We start from the raw sequence: 15,511 nt of genomic DNA, 5'->3' as shown, positions 1-15,511 counted from the left end.
GGGAGAGGATAGGAGTGGGACAAAAAGGGCGGAGCAAAACGAAGTCCTACGCATTTCGTTATTTTGAACTCACCTTATAATAAATATAGAAAAGATACTGAAAAGAAGCGTTAGTCTTCTTTTAACCGTAGCTTTGCCACCGTTTCTATATGGTAGGTTTGGGGGAACATATCGACCGGTTGTATTTCTTCAATGCGATAGACCTCCTTCAGTTTCTTGAGGTCTCGGGCCATCGTTGAACTATTGCAGCTGATATACACCAGCTTGGGCACCTTCATCTTATTGAGGTGGTCAACTACATCCGCGTGCATACCGGCCCGGGGCGGGTCCGTGATCAGACAATCCACTGAAGGGAATTCATCAAGCTTCCCTTCTTTGATAATAGATTGTATATCTCCCTGCAGAAAATGCACATTATCTACATCGTTCTTTTCGGTATTCTTTCGGGCGTTCTTGATAGCCACTTTAGATAACTCAACCCCGACTACCTGCTTCGCATGTGCACTGAGGAAGAGGCTCAACGTGCCTACACCACAGTACAGATCCATGACGGTGTCGCCTTCCTCGATATCAGCATAATTGCGGGCTACTTCGTACAGCCGCTCTGCCTGGCGGGTATTGGTCTGAAAGAAAGAGTTGGCATCGATCTCAAAATCATAGTCCCCGATGCGATCAACAATATAGCCGTCGCCGTAGATTACCTTTTCATACCGACCTACAGCCGTAGGGTTTGACCGGTCATTCACATTATTAACGATGGTCGTTATCCGGGGGAAAGCCTCTGTGAGCTCATCAGAAAGCCGATGGATGACTTTGGTGTCCTCTTCATAGGTTACCAGGTTTACCATCAGGTCATCGGTATATTTGGATATCCGGATGACCACGTTGCGCATAAATCCTTTCCGCTTATGTGGATTATACGGGGTGATGTCGTGTTCTTTGCACCAGGAACGAACAAAATCCAAAATTTGATAGGATACAGGATCCTGCAGGTGGCACTCCTGGAGGTCGAGTACTTTATCGAAGCGACCCGGTACGTGTAGCCCTGCGGCAAAGCCACGATCATTCACATACTCTTCGCTGTTAATCTCTTCCGGACTCAACCAACGACGGTGGCCAATAGAGTATTCCATCTTATTACGATAGTAGAAAGGTTGATCGCAACCGATGGTATCATTGACTTCAATACCCTCAAACTTGCCAATGCGCTCCATATGATCTTGCACCTGCTCGCCTTTAAACTCCAGCTGATGCTCATAGTCAACATGTTGCCAACTACAGCCTCCACAAACCTGGGCATGCTGGCATTTGGGGGTAATACGGTGTGGTCCCGGTTCGAGTACTTCAAGGAGTTTGCCCTCGCGGTAGCTTTTCTTGTTTTTGGTGATCAGTGCTTTGATGCGATCGCCGGGAGCGGTATTGGGCACAAAGACGGCCAATCCATCGACCTTGGCAATGCCTTTGCCTTCAAAAGCTGCTGCCTGGATGGTCAATTCTGTTTCTGTTCCTTTCTTTAAGGGCATAAAATATTCCTTTATTTAAATAATGATAGAGAAGAGCATGAATCAAGACCCGTGAAGGTACGTACTTTCTGTAGCAAACGTTAGTCTAAAGATACACTGATTGTACCGCCTTATGCAAACAGTGCAGCCCCGGTGAAACTACCTGGCAAAACTATGTATAACCTGTTCATGGAATGCTTATGTGAGAAAGTATGCGGTACCAGGTTAGTGCAGAGGCCGGTTGCCTACATTCTGCTATGTCTCTTCCCGGAGGTCTTTATAGGTTTCAAATCGCAGCGAGAGGGCATCTTCGGTACTGCTTTTCTTCTTAAGTTCATTGGTGACAATTTCCAGCTGTTTCATCGCAACCTCAGCGAGGGTTTCCATAAACTTGACGGCTATAACAGGATGGCGTTTCTTTAAGGTTTCGAAGTCAGGCTTGAAGAAACCCATTAGCGTACAGTCCGTGAGGCATTTAACGCTGGAGATACGACGAATTTCATACCCCATTGACAAAGCACCAAAGCTTTCGGGGGCCTCTATAAAGTAGGAGTGCGCCGTGCCTTCGTGTTCGGGTTCAGGCTTTACAATAAGCTCTACCTTGCCTTCCTCAATAAAGTACATGCCGGTACCAGGGTCGCCCTGGTAGTATATATACTCGCCTTCTTTATATTGGCGGCGGTGACAATACTGTAAAAATTCAGATCGTTCAAGCAGCGTCAGATTTTTTAAGAAGCGGGAGTTAAAGACAACATCGCCCCGGTTTTTAGCCTTGTTAAATCGGTCGGAACCAAACATAGCTCGTTAGTTTATGTTAAATGCAACGCACTAAACTACAGAAAAATAGCATCATAATTTAGTGCTAATATGTTGAAGGACAGCACCATTTACCAATTCATCAATTTGAGATATGTATTATTTCTGTAACGGTCCTAAGCAGGGTAAAAGCCAATTCAAGGGGTATTTTTATATAAATGATTCCAGGTATAATAGGCCCCAAGAGTATTATATATCCATCTATATCTAAAAATATTAAATTATTTTGTAAGGATTTCCTTGTTTTAGGTACTTACTAATAGAGAGGGATCATTACAGATGGCTGCTGTTCATCAAAATAACGTTGGCAGAGGCCATTGGTCTCATAGATAAATATAAACTGATCAGCCGGTATTGAGCGGTCAGCAACACTGTCCGTTATAATAGCCGGGCAAACATTCAATTAAAAGAGAGGTAACTTATGCCCCTGGAATATTATTTAACTCCCAATCGAATAACTCCCGATAGCGAAGACTACATGGCCGTAAGTGTCAACAGAGAGAGTTATACCATTGAAGATGTGTACGACCATATGACGCGCGAAGGCTCCACGCTTACCAAAGCAGAAGCGCTGGCCAGCTTTGAAGAAATTACACGTGGTATTATCAATATCCTACAGCAGGGCGATTCGGTATCTACGCCCTTTGTGAACCTTATGCCAACCATTAGTGGTGTATTTATAGGCGAGGATGATCGCTTTGACCTCGGTCGCCACCAGGTGCGCATTAGTGTTTCTGCGGGTTCGCGCTTGCGGAAATCAGCCGAAGATATCGACACCAAGAAGGTAAGTCCACGTGAGCGTCAGCCAGAGTTGTTACATTACTTTGATAATACTATGGAGTCTAAAGACGAGGAAATCACGATTAGCGGCGGGGCTCGTATCACCGGAACGCTGCTAAAGTTTGATGAAACCGATGACAGTCAGGGTATATTTTTCATTAATACTGACGATGGATCTGCTACTCGTGTGGATTCTAAAATGATGAAGAATAAGCCTTCGGAACTGATCTTCATGAATCCAGCGCTCGATCCCGGGACCTACAGGCTGGAAGTGCGAACCATCTTGAATGGAAACAACGATATACGGTCAGGCGTGCTTTCGGAAGAACTAACGGTTTCTGGCGGAGCATCTTGACGATATGCTTTCTTGATATAGGCATAATAAAAGCCCTGTTGTGTGAAAGCAGCAGGGCTTATTTTATGTTTATTGTGGTTAAAAGTTAACACCCTGTAAGGATCTGCAAAAAATCCTTACTGTTTGTACCAATAATCCTTACTGTTTCTACGGCACATCCTTACTGTATGTACACCATAAACAGTAAGGATTTTTAAGATTAGTTAGTATGAAGTGATATACATCAATTACCTTTAATTATTTAGAAAGGTAAATATTTTATTCTTCATGAATAGACATTCCAATCCCATGCCAACTAGATAGTTGATTCTGTTTGTATGTTCCTTGCATCAATGCGATTAAATCAAAAGCAAATTCGGCAAAGTTTTTTTGTGACCAATCAATCATCATAGTAGTATATAAATCCTTTTTCACCTTAAATGACTTTGACCAAATAGATTCAAACAAATTACGTTCAGGATTATCCATACTTTGATTTGGGAGAGGTTCATTTGTCCATTTGGGTATAATTTTACCTGAAGAATGAGTTTTTTCCGTTTCTTTTCTCAAAATTAAACCACCATAAAATCTTCTCAAATCTTGGTGTTTATTAAAAGCGTTAAAAGCAGTTTTACTTCTTTTATTTTCATTCCTTATTTCACAAAAAACTGTTGCGCAGAAAAAATTTGGAGGTAAATAAGTTTTATACCTTTCGTTTGGATCATCAATACCTTCCATTAAAGGTTTCAACTCTTTTAAATGTTTTAGAGCATCTCTTACTGATTTTGGATTAAATGATGATTTTATTTCCAATATTCCAAATACATATTCTACAGGTATTGCTTTTGATTTTCCTGAGGATGAAGAGTCAGGATTTTCATCAATCCACAACACGGGAGAGTTTAATGCATCATAAATTATTACATCATAATGTGGGGCTTTTTCTTTACCTCCTAAACCTTGAGAAATAATATATCCAGAAGTTACTGCAAATCTTTTTGGTAGAAACTTTTCAAGCCATTTTCTAAACTCAGCCTCTAAAACGTTTCCATGATCAGTCTGTACTTTTTTTAAACCCCCTTTGGCTTTAGCTTGATCATAGGCATCAATGATTTGCTTCCTTTGTGTAAGAAATTGTTTCCAACCTTGTGTATTAAATCCTTTTTTTGACCCCATGTTTAATTTGTTTTTTTATCCACATTTTGATAAAAAATGTACAGAATAAAAGTTATGATTTTGTGATCAATGTATTATGAACATATAGATAAATCAAAATTGTTCAACTATTTTTATCGCCAAAATTTGTACTCATGCCCTGAATAAGTCTTAAAATATTATTGGCGAAGAGTATTAAGTTATCGGGAACTATTTCTTAAGGAAACGGCAATACTTCCCATGTACCGGAATAAATTTCTGTACTTACGACAGGGTAACAGGCTGATTTTTAATTTCAATCATGATCTACAGATCAAATTTTTCAATAAGCTGTACCTTCTGCTGACGTTGGTACCAGTCGTTGGCTACCAGTGAAAGTTGATCGACTCTGCACGAGCCGAAGTCTATATCTTTTAGCTTTGTGAGCCGGTCAATAAAAACCTGTTCTTCTTGCAACGGTTGTTTAAACCGCAGGATGGTCATGTGGGCCGTCTCCAAACGGTATCGTTTGTCAATGGAGTGCTGCAGGGATGAGGCCTTAAACTGGTCTCTGAGTCTATCTCTTAGTTGGTTCAGCTGATCGTCTTCCGGGAAGCCCTGCACCAGGATAGAGGAGGGCGAGGCCGTTAATCCACGGAAGTGAATGTGAAAAGGATCTATAGTATCCACCGCAGATCGAATAATATTGGTGTACTGCTCCGGTTGGATGTCGCCCAGGCTAAAGCCGGGATAGCAGGAAATAATAGAGAGGACCGTCAGATGGAGGTCACCAGCCGGATAGGCATATTGTTGCGGGGCTGTTTCTGTCAGTTGACTTAAGGTATGGGTAATGGACTGTGTTACAGCTTCAGATGGACGGGCAATGAGGGTGATACCATAGCGGGGATCATGGTCAGCATCAATCATGGCGTCATATTCAAAGTCCCCGGTGTTAAAGCGTTGCAGTGACTTCTTCCAAAGGGTATGGTAATGGTTTTCTAAATCCACAAGTCGGTTTTATGTGATTAATCAGGATATCTTATTTATATGATAACCGGCACAAGTTGCACAGGTGCGACAGGCTATTTTAACAATTTTAAACAGATATACTTAAAAATTATATAGTAACACAAGCGCTATGATGAGGGTTCTCATAGACGATTTTAACACATAAACAACTCACTGGCGCAAGTTTGTAACTTGTGCCAGGTCAGCACTATAGATCATTTAAGTTAATATATTCTATATCCAACATCCCTTCCAAACCGGCATAGTTTTTTGCATTACTATATAACCAGTCTTCCGGATTACTTATGTATCCTGCCTTTACAGGGTTGTTATGTAAATATTGAATACGTTGCCTTACTTTTTCTGTGGTAGATAATTCAATTGGATGGTTGTGTTATTGCCAAAATTGGTATGTTTTGTTGTTACTTTTGGCGCTTCCAGACTGCTTAAATATATGTAGCTATCGTTCTTTCCTACTTTCTTGGGGGTTACTATGGATACAAGAAATTAACTTTTTAGCCGTAAATTTCTTCATGTCTCTGATGATAGCCCCAAGCTTATTGGTATCAGAACGTATGACCAGATGCAGATGATTCGTCATAATACACCACGCATTGACAACCAATCCTTTACTATTGATACAATAAGATAAGCTTTCGGTTATCACATTAAAGTAGGGGCGTCGTGTAAATACATCCAACCAAGAGATGGTTGCAAAGCTTACAAAGTGCGCTTTTGATGAATCATAAAACTTGTATTTTCTGCTCATTGTCCAGGGAGTGGTTGGTCTTAGTACTTTGGTATAGCATCTAATAGCAAAGTACTATTGTAATAAACCTGGCACAAGGTGAACAGGTGCGCCAGTAATATGCTTATTTTACAAACTAAGAGGGGAGCTTAAAAGAATAGGTTAAAAGGAATGGCCAATGCCGAAGCTGAAGTAGAGTTTCTTGTTGTTAAACCAGCCATCCTGCAGGTCGTGAACCCGAAAAGCAAAGTCGAACCGGGCTACCAGGTATTCCCAGTCTAACCGAAAGCCAAAGCCAGAGCCTACGGCAATCTGTTTGTAAAATTCATCAAAATAGAATTTACCGCGCTGCAGGGTGCGTTGTTGTTCAAGGGTTATATTGGAGGCGCCTTCCGAAGCCGAAGGAAACTGGGTACGAGGTCCGTACCATATATTGCCGGCATCACTAAAGAAGGCGGCAATCCAGTTGGCTGACAGAAAGTTACTTATAAAGCGTTGGCGTACTTCGGTCTGGGCAAGTAGCTTTATTTCACCCCCGTTGATGGTCACATCTTCAAGGGGAATGGCGCCCGGGCCGAGGCTATAGATACTCCATCCGCGTATGTCGTTGGCCCCACCGGCATAAAATCGCTGATTCAAAGGCACAGAGTTACTGTTGCCATAGGGCAGGGCAAGGCCCATAAACCCACGGTATGAAAATACACCACTATTGGAGATGGGGACATAACGCCGGTAGTCAGCGGTGCCTTTAAAGAATCGGCTGTAGGATAAACTGTTCTGGCTGGACGGTATAAGCGGTGGTAAATTGCCTTCGAGAGTATCGGGTGTAACCAGGAATCGGTCGCTCAGGTATGGAATATTCCCTCCTATAGCGGCGGAGTACTCGCTAAAGTAACCGTAATTTCGTTTGATGAGATCCGTTCGTTTGCTCTGGAAGGTGTACCGTAAAATAGAGGATACCTGGGGACGGAAGTCTTCGAGGATACGCTGATACTCGAAAGAATCTTCTCCAAATTCTTCCTGCAGTGATCGCCGAAATTCTGCAGATGGATTGGTATCCAACAGGTTAAGCTCGATCAGATCAAGGAAGCTTGAAAAGCGATTGTTGTGTTGTACTTCGTACCTGATGTTGAAACGAATATCCGAATTAATGTCAAACAGCAGCTGGTCGGACCGGCTGAAGGATAGGCCATACCGTGTATAGGCGTTGGTAAAGTAGGTTCGGTCATCCAAAAAGGAAAAGGGAAAGTTCAAACGCGGTAAGGAATACTCGATGCGGGAGTCAAAACTTTGAAAGAAACTACCCTCGATGGGAGAGTCGGAGGTACCGGAACTGATTTCACGAACGGTTTCCGAGCTTACATATTCAAAGCTTCCGTTTAAACTTAACTTCAAGTTTTCAGCTTTGCCAAAAAGGTTGTTATTGGTATAGGTGAGCCCGGCACCAGAGCCAAACCCATAGCGATGCATGCCAAATACATTGAGGTTTACCGAGTGCTTGGGCAACGACTTTAAGGCAAACATCGCAGGAAGTTCCTCTTTCGAGTAGTCTGGTAATGAACCATCCTCACTAAGGCCGAATTGACGAACGGTCAGCATACCCAGGTTTTGAAATTCATTGACGGTCTTAATATACAGTGAGTTGTTAAAGGTATCACCGGGTTTAAAGAGAACCTGGTCGGTAAGAAGGCTGAACTTTGTTTGTGTTGCCGGATCCTTTTCCAGGTACATTACATGGTTATCCGTCGTTAATGACGGACGTTGGACCGTATCCTGATCAGCAAAATTAGCCGGGTCCTCGGGACCAGCAAGGCTTATACGAAGATCCCCAAAGGTATATTTACGCCCCGGATTGATGGTGAAAAGCGCATCCAGCTGCTGTTTGTTGGCAGGATCGCGCTTCATCAAAACGGAAACAGAATCGTTTTGGACGGCCGCAAAGCCGTTGTTCTTGAGAAAGGTAATGATACGATCGCGCTCTTTAACGAGGGCATTTTCTGAGTAACGCCTGTTATGGATAAAGGTAGAGTCATTGATGCGGTCGCGGGTAAGCGGACTCCTATTATAAAATCTTGGTATTCTGGTTGTATCCTCAAAGGCAGGCATACCGGTGTAGGCGATGGTCTCAATCGTAGAAGGTTGCCCTTCCTTTATTAGAAAAGAAACTTCGACTCGGTCTTTTTTAAACTCAACGATGTTTGTATCTACGGTGGCATCAAGGAAGCCTACCGTCTTATAATATTGTTTAATACGCTGGATGTCATTGGCTACGGTTTCTCTGTTAAGAAGGGAGGGAGGCTCACCGAACTTTTTGGTTAATTTCCAGATAAAGTACCAAGGGGTAAAGCGAGAGATGCCTAAAAATTCGCGATTGGTTTGGGTGCGAATTAACATTTCGAGGGTCGTGTCGCCTACGTTGTCATTGCCCGCAAACCGGATAATCCGTACAACTTTATCCGTGGTATCGGCAGAAGTCTCATTTTGTTGAGCGTAAGCGGAGGTTGTAATGATCAGCCATACAAAGCTGAGTAACAGCCAGCGGGGGCATCCACCTGTAAAAGTCTGCTTATTCAATAAATAGGAAGTTGAGGGTTTAAAAAAACGGTTGCACGAACTTGTCATGCAACCGTTTAACAGTTCAGATGTTGTTAACAAAGTAATCAGACGTTATCGTAATCAAAACCTTCGTCTTCTTCGTTATGGAAGAAATCCTCTTTGCCGATATAATCGGGCCAGATATCTTCCATGTCTTCATACACTACATCCTCACCCTCTTCAATTTCTTCAAGGTCATGAAGGTTATCAAGCACCTGTTGCGGTGCTCCATTTCGAACTGCCCATTCAATAAGCTCTTCTCTGGTAGCAGGGAAGGGGGCATCATCAAGTGCAGCAGCTAATTCAACAGTCCAAATCATAGATAAAAATACGTTTTAAGTCTTAAAAATTTCTTTTAGAACCTTAACAAAGATTCATCACATTAAATTCAACTCAATTTTTTACGAAAATGCAATTATTTTTTCGAACAATCACTCAAACATCTACAAAATAATTCTTATCTTGGAAGTTCTAAACAATTAACTCAAATAAGTGAGGAATATTTTATGGGAAGTTTTGGCGGTATGGAAATTATCATCGTCCTGATGGTTATCTTATTATTCTTTGGGGCAAAACGTATTCCTGAGTTAGCTCGTGGCATTGGGCAAGGAATGAACGAATTTCGCAAGGCTTCTGATCAGATAAAGAAAGAGCTTGAGCAAGGCGAGAAGGAAGGAATGGATCCTTCTTCTACCACCTCAACTACCTCTACTGAGAAAACACGGGAGAAAACCGAGCAGCCTGAGACGACCACTAAGACTAATAAGGAAGATTAATTAAAATCCATATATATCGTTGAGTTTTTCAGATTTTAGCCAGATTCGTATGTCTTTGGAGTCTGGTGAATTGACCGTTACGGACATTGTACAGAACTACATCCAGAATATTGATCAAAAAAATGACGAGATCAATGCCGTCATAAGCTATGATAAGGAAGAGGCCCTGAATAAGGCCAATGTCATTCAGCAACGCATTGATGACGGCACTGCCGGCAAGCTGGCCGGTATGGTTGTCGGCATTAAAGATCTGATTTGCGAAAAGAACAAGAAAGCCACCTGTGCCTCCAACATTCTTGCCAATTTTGAAAGTGTTTACGATTCGACTGCCGTAAAGCGGTTGAAAGAAGATGATGCTATTCTGTTGGGACGCTTGAACATGGATGAGTTTGCCATGGGATCTTCAAACGAAAATACGATCTACGGTCCGGCCCGCAATCCTGTTGATCCTTCTAAAGTTCCAGGTGGTTCTTCTGGGGGAAGTGCTGCCGCTGTAGCTGCTGACTTCTGTACGACTTCGCTGGGGTCTGATACCGGGGGGTCTATTCGTCAGCCTGCTTCTTATTGTGGCGTAGTGGGGCTAAAGCCTACCTATGGTCGGGTATCCCGATATGGACTTATCGCTTATGCTTCTTCTTTCGATTGTATTGGTCCTTTAACGCATTCGGTAAACGATGCAGCCCTGATGCTTGAAACGCTGGCCGGCTATGATAAAAATGATAATACCACTTCCAGCCGGACGGTGCCCGATTATCAGCAGTTTGCTACCAATCCGGAGTCAAATATTCGCATTGGTGTTCCGGAGGAATATTTTGGTGAAGGGTTGGACGATGAGATCCGGGAGGGCATCCAGCAGCGCCTTTCTGACTTAGAAGAGTCTGGCGCAGAGCTTGTGCCCATTCATTTGCCTCATATGAAGTATGGTATTGCTACGTATTATATTCTGGCTACGGCAGAAGCCTCCAGTAATCTTGCGCGTTATGATGGTATCCGGTATGGCCATCGTGCCGATATAAAAGAAGTAGAAGCTGACTTAAAGCAGGAAGAAGAAGCTATTAAAGAGCAGATGAAGCTTGCCGAGGGTGAGGAGAAAGTCAAACTGGGCGCTCAGCTCGATAACATGGATTCATCACTGATTCGTTTGTACAAGAAGAGCCGTACCGAAGGATTTGGAGCAGAAGTTAAGCGCCGTATCATGCTTGGTACCTATGTACTTAGTGCGGGGTATTATGATGCTTATTATGCTAAGGCCCAGAAAGTTCGTCGCCTGATTAAGCAGGACTTTACGGAAGCCTTCAATGACGTTGATGTTATTGTCTCTCCAACCGCGCCCACAACGGCTTTTGATGTGGGAGCTGAGATCGATAGCCCGGTGCAGATGTATCTTAACGACGTATATACGATTTCAGCGAATCTGGCAGGTATCTGTGGAATTAGCTTACCGGCAGGCACCCATTCTAATGGGCTTCCTTACGGGCTTCAATTTATGGCCAATACCTTCGAAGAAGGAAAGCTCTTTAACGCTGCTCGTTTAGTCGAACAGTTAGGCGAATAAAAATCATTCAGTTATGAAAAACAGACTATCAGGGAAATGGGTAGTCATTACCGGCGCCACATCGGGCATTGGAAAAGCTACGGCGTACGCCTTTGCCCAATCCGGGTCACATTTAATCCTTACCGGGCGTCGGGAAAAGTCTCTTGAAGAGATAAAGGAGGACTTGACCTCCTCTTTCTCCACTTCTGTTGAAACAGCAGCTTTTGATATTCGGGATACTGAAGCCTGCCGCCGGATGGTGGATGGTTTGGAGCATCCCGTTGATATCTTGATCAATAATGCGGGTTTAGCACGGGGTACCGATCCGGTGGATCAAGCCGATTTTGATGACTGGAATACGATGATTGATACCAATATCAAAGGGTTGATGAGTATGACTCGATTCTTTTCTCCCAAAATGAAAGAGCGGGGAGAGGGACATATTATCAATGTGGGCTCTATCGCCAGCCATGAGAGTTATGGCGGAGGATCAATTTATTGTGCTACCAAACATGCTGTTAAAGCCTTCACGGAGGCAGCGAAAAAAGATCTGCACGGTACCGGGGTAAGAGTTAGTATGGTCTCTCCGGGACTGGTAGAAACCGAATTCAGTATTGTTCGCTACCATGGCGACAAAGAGAAGGCTGACGACGTCTATGAGGATATGAAACCGCTTGTAGCACAAGATATCGCTGAGATTATCCATTTTACGGCTAATCGACCGCCGCATGTCAACATAATGGATACCATTGTGTTACCGACCGATCAGTCGTCTGCAACTATGGTCCACCGCAATGATGATTGACCTCAGGTCTTCTTATCTTTTGTTATTACTAATCCTGGGATTGTTGATCGGTTGTGGCAATAACGACGATACCGACTCACACCGACTCAACTTTGAAAAGAAGGGCCGCACTGTGCCTGTATTTTCTTCAGATAGCGCCTATCATTTTGTGGCACAACAAGTGTCATTTGGCCCAAGGAATCCTGGTTCTGAAGGTCATCAAAAGACAAAAGAGTACCTCAGCCAAAAGTTAAAGGGTTATGCTGGTAACCGAATGGCTTATGCCCAAAATTTTACAGCTGAAGGGTATGATGGAGACAGCTTAGCGTTGACCAATATTATTGCGGCTTTTAATCCAAAGAAAACCGATCGGGTTATGCTCTGCGCCCATTGGGATACACGTCCAAGAGCCGACGAAGATTCCGTCAATGCAGATCAACCTATTCTTGGCGCCGATGATGGTGCCAGTGGGGTCGGCTTGCTTTTGGAGCTGGCCCGCTTGTTTCATGAAACCCCTCCCCCTATAGGCGTAGATATCGTCTTGTTTGATGGCGAAGATTACGGTAAATCCGGAGATACGGCCAACTATTTCTTGGGGTCTCGTTATTGGGCACAGAATCCACCGGTCCAGGGCTATTCACCACGTTTTAGCATTTTATTGGATATGGTGGGCGGACAGAATGCTCAATTTCCCAAAGAGCAGTATTCCATGCAATATGCACCTACTTTGGTAAACGAGATCTGGTCTATTGCTGAGGAGGAAGGCGCGGGCGATCTTTTCCTGAACCAGCAGGGAAAGGCTATTTCAGATGATCACGTCATCATTAATCGCATTCTGGGTATCCCCACTATTGATATTATTCGGCACGATGCAAGTCAAAAAGACTCGGGCTTTGCCCCATATTGGCACACCCATCATGATAATATGGATATTATTGACCCATCAACGATGCAGGCCGTGGGCGATGTATTGACCGAATTGATTTATAATCGTATTTAGTTTCAGGTTGAAGGTTAAACGTTTAAAGTTTCATCCAACATTCAACCTGCAACGTTTAACCTAAAAACTATCTATGACATACATTAAGCTGGTTATTGTAATAGCTGATGAATACCAAGAATCCCTTATTGCGGAACTGAATGAAATGAATTTTGATGGGTTTCAACAGTTGGAAAACAAACTGGTCTCATATATTATGAAGGAAAACTTTGACATTGATGATCGGGAGCATATTGACCAGCTGTTAGCAGGATTTCCGGGGGAATGCTTCATTGAAACCGAGGAAATAGTTGCTGAACAAAATTGGAATGAGCAGTGGGAGCAGACCATCAAAGCGCAGGAAATTGGGAGATTCTTTGTAAAACCTACCTGGTCTGAAGCTAACGTTCCCGAGGAGCGCATTTTGCTTGAGATCGATCCTAAAATGTCCTTTGGTACGGGCTATCATGAAACCACCAGACTCATTTTAAAACTTTTACCGGATGTTGTAGAAGAGGGCGATCAGGTGATTGACGCCGGCACCGGTACGGGCATCCTGTCCATCGCGGCTATAAAATTAGGGGCACAACAGGCTTTTGCCTTTGATATTGATGAGTGGAGTATTGAGAATACCCGGGAGAATATTCTGTTGAACGGTGTTAATGAGCAGATAACGGTAAAAGAAGGTTCTGCAGAAGTTATTCCAGATGCCTTAAAAGCTGATCTGCTACTCGCCAATATAGAACGAAATACAATTTTAGAGCTGCTACCGGTATTTATGAAGTCGACAAAGAAGGGAGGAAATATTATTCTTTCCGGCCTGCTGGAGACTGATGAAGCTGATGTTATAGATGAATTAACGCCCATGGCTGATATTGTAACTGTTAAGCAAGAGAATGAATGGATTGCAATACATGCACAAGTCGTAAGATGATGAAAGCAAGTATTGATATTGGTACAAATACGGTTCTGCTGCTGGTCGCAGAACGAAGATACCGCTCACTTCATGTATTGGAGGAGCAACAGCGCATTCCACGATTAGGACGTGGGGTGGATAAAAATAAAAACCTTTCTAAGGAAGCAATGAATCGGGTGATTCATGTTTTGGAAGAGTATAAAAAGCTGCTAGCCCAACAATATCCTTCAATTTTAATTCCTATTGTTGTCGCTACAAGCGCAGTCCGTGATGCGAATAATCGATCTGCTTTTCTTGAGAAAGTTAAAGCTGAAATAGGATTAACCGTTCAGCTATTGAGTGGAAGGGAGGAAGCAGAATACACCTTCAAGGGAGCACAAAGTATGCTTCCGAAACAATACAGCACTAAGCCCTTATTAGCGTTGGATATTGGCGGAGGAAGTACCGAGATGGCGCTTGGTAAAGGACATGAGATCTTAGATCGATATTCCTTTGATATGGGTTGTGTGCGATTTACCGAGCGTTTTCTTGGTGAGCCCAAAGCTACGGCAGATCAGGTTGGGGACTGTCAAGAAGCAGTTCAAAAAATGCTGGCTACCTATTCGTTCGATATTACAGAAGAGACGGAACTTGTGGGCGTTTCCGGGACGGTAACATCACTGGCCTATATGGATCAAGAGTTGGAGGAATACCGGAATGATAAGATCGATGGATATGGTCTCACTTTACAAACTATTAACCAATATATCGAATGGATAAGTGATATGAGCTCTGATGAACTGCTCCATCGCTATCCGGTAGTTATGGAAGGCAGGGCCGATATTTACTTGGCTGGGTTACTTATTTTGAAAGGGATAATGGACCGCTATGGCTTTAATATTATAACGGCCAGCACCGGGGGCATTCAACATGGAGCTATTATCGAGGCATCCTAAAATAAGAAAGCCCGGCGGTTAACCGCCGGACTTTGAATGACTCAATTTGTAGTACAGCTCAAAGCTTAACTACGGCCCCAATGTTTAGCCAGGCCCAGTTATTTCCAATTTCAGCATAACCGCCAATGTTATTAGCGAAATAGTATCGTCCTCCTAAATGGAAGCTGGCTACCACATCATTTCCAAAATTAATATTATCTTCTGAGTAACTAAAGTTTCTATAGTAGAGTCCTATTCCACCATAGAGATCTACATCATCATTTTCCAGCTCAAGTAATTCATTAAAATGATAAGAACCTTTACCACCGATATAGAAGATATCCAAATCCCCGCCAGATACGTATCCAATTTCACCGCCAACCCCTATGAGACCTGGAGTTAAATCTGCAATTCCATACTCAAATCCACCTCCAAAGGGCATATTTAGATCTGCTACAGGAGTTGAATAAGTAGTAGCAAGACCGATACCAGCATTTACTGCCACATCTCCCTCTTGAAAGCCTTGGGCTTTAGCTTGAAAATGAGTTGCGAAGATGATCCCGAAAATTAAGCATCCGTAAACTATTATTTTCTTCATAATTCTCTGAAATTTATTTGATAGTTACTGTGATAAGTAGCTCGTCTGTTTAGTAAGACCTTTTAAAAGGTTAATCCTTACATTTTTTTTAAA

At 43.0% G+C, this 15,511-nt stretch carries 15 protein-coding genes; 7 read left to right on the top strand and 8 right to left on the bottom strand.

Annotation, left to right across the window (positions count from 1 at the left end; translation table 11 throughout):
* Positions 1-110: 110 nt before the first annotated feature.
* Positions 111-1,523: a 23S rRNA (uracil(1939)-C(5))-methyltransferase RlmD gene (gene rlmD / locus J6I44_RS15430; protein ID WP_265767054.1), complete on the bottom strand. Its 1,413-nt coding sequence runs from the start codon at positions 1,521-1,523 to the stop codon at positions 111-113.
* Positions 1,524-1,757: 234 nt separating this feature from the next.
* A complete protein-coding gene (locus J6I44_RS15425) occupies positions 1,758-2,300 on the bottom strand; it encodes a cyclic nucleotide-binding domain-containing protein (protein ID WP_265767053.1) in 543 nt (180 codons plus the stop codon).
* 439 nt (positions 2,301-2,739) lie between these two features.
* Here J6I44_RS15425 and J6I44_RS15420 point away from each other — a divergent pair, with 439 nt between their 5' ends.
* Positions 2,740-3,453, top strand: coding sequence for a DNA-binding domain-containing protein (locus tag J6I44_RS15420; protein WP_265767052.1), 714 nt, complete (start codon positions 2,740-2,742; stop codon positions 3,451-3,453).
* Between the two features lie 258 nt (positions 3,454-3,711).
* On the opposite strand, the gene J6I44_RS15415 is transcribed toward J6I44_RS15420, so the two are convergent.
* From J6I44_RS15415 to J6I44_RS15395, 5 genes are all read right to left on the bottom strand, one after another.
* Entirely contained in the window at positions 3,712-4,608 is an 897-nt protein-coding gene (locus J6I44_RS15415; RefSeq protein ID WP_265767051.1) for a DUF6602 domain-containing protein, read from the bottom strand.
* Positions 4,609-4,893: 285 nt separating this feature from the next.
* Complete coding sequence (locus J6I44_RS15410; protein WP_265767050.1) at positions 4,894-5,574, bottom strand: 2'-5' RNA ligase family protein; 681 nt, start codon at positions 5,572-5,574, stop codon at positions 4,894-4,896.
* 460 nt (positions 5,575-6,034) lie between these two features.
* Positions 6,035-6,343: a transposase gene (locus tag J6I44_RS15405; protein WP_265767049.1), complete on the bottom strand. Its 309-nt coding sequence runs from the start codon at positions 6,341-6,343 to the stop codon at positions 6,035-6,037.
* A 141-nt stretch (positions 6,344-6,484) separates the two neighbouring features.
* Entirely contained in the window at positions 6,485-8,896 is a 2,412-nt protein-coding gene (locus J6I44_RS15400) for a BamA/TamA family outer membrane protein (protein ID WP_265767048.1), read from the bottom strand.
* Positions 8,897-8,982: 86 nt separating this feature from the next.
* Entirely contained in the window at positions 8,983-9,237 is a 255-nt protein-coding gene (locus J6I44_RS15395) for a DUF2795 domain-containing protein (RefSeq protein ID WP_265767047.1), read from the bottom strand.
* A 186-nt stretch (positions 9,238-9,423) separates the two neighbouring features.
* Between J6I44_RS15395 and J6I44_RS15390 the strand changes: the two genes are divergently transcribed.
* The 6 genes from J6I44_RS15390 to J6I44_RS15365 all read left to right on the top strand — a co-directional run bounded on the left by J6I44_RS15390 (position 9,424) and on the right by J6I44_RS15365 (position 14,841).
* Positions 9,424-9,693, top strand: coding sequence for a Sec-independent protein translocase subunit TatA/TatB (locus J6I44_RS15390; protein WP_265767046.1), 270 nt, complete (start codon positions 9,424-9,426; stop codon positions 9,691-9,693).
* A 49-nt stretch (positions 9,694-9,742) separates the two neighbouring features.
* On the top strand, positions 9,743-11,248 hold the full coding sequence (locus tag J6I44_RS15385; RefSeq protein ID WP_265767045.1) for an amidase family protein: 1,506 nt from the start codon (positions 9,743-9,745) through the stop codon (positions 11,246-11,248).
* A 13-nt stretch (positions 11,249-11,261) separates the two neighbouring features.
* Positions 11,262-12,032, top strand: a complete 771-nt coding sequence (locus tag J6I44_RS15380; RefSeq protein WP_265767044.1) for an SDR family NAD(P)-dependent oxidoreductase — start codon at positions 11,262-11,264, stop codon at positions 12,030-12,032.
* Positions 12,022-13,011, top strand: coding sequence for a M28 family peptidase (locus J6I44_RS15375; RefSeq protein WP_265767043.1), 990 nt, complete (start codon positions 12,022-12,024; stop codon positions 13,009-13,011). The genes J6I44_RS15380 and J6I44_RS15375 overlap by 11 nt, the downstream gene beginning before the upstream one ends.
* Before the next feature lie 73 nt (positions 13,012-13,084).
* Positions 13,085-13,924, top strand: a complete 840-nt coding sequence (gene prmA / locus J6I44_RS15370; RefSeq protein WP_265767042.1) for a 50S ribosomal protein L11 methyltransferase — start codon at positions 13,085-13,087, stop codon at positions 13,922-13,924.
* On the top strand, positions 13,891-14,841 hold the full coding sequence (locus tag J6I44_RS15365) for a Ppx/GppA phosphatase family protein (protein WP_265767041.1): 951 nt from the start codon (positions 13,891-13,893) through the stop codon (positions 14,839-14,841). The genes prmA and J6I44_RS15365 overlap by 34 nt, the downstream gene beginning before the upstream one ends.
* Positions 14,842-14,899: 58 nt before the next feature.
* Here the strand turns inward: J6I44_RS15365 and J6I44_RS15360 are convergent, their stop codons facing one another.
* A complete protein-coding gene (locus J6I44_RS15360; RefSeq protein ID WP_265767040.1) occupies positions 14,900-15,418 on the bottom strand; it encodes a hypothetical protein in 519 nt (172 codons plus the stop codon).
* Between the last annotated feature and the right edge of the window lie 93 nt (positions 15,419-15,511).

The sequence above is a fragment of the Fodinibius salsisoli genome (assembly GCF_026229185.1).
Taxonomy (GTDB): domain Bacteria; phylum Bacteroidota; class Rhodothermia; order Balneolales; family Balneolaceae; genus Fodinibius; species Fodinibius salsisoli.
The sequence above is the reverse complement of the archived record's forward strand: the minus strand, read 5'-3'. Positions and strand labels throughout refer to the sequence as shown.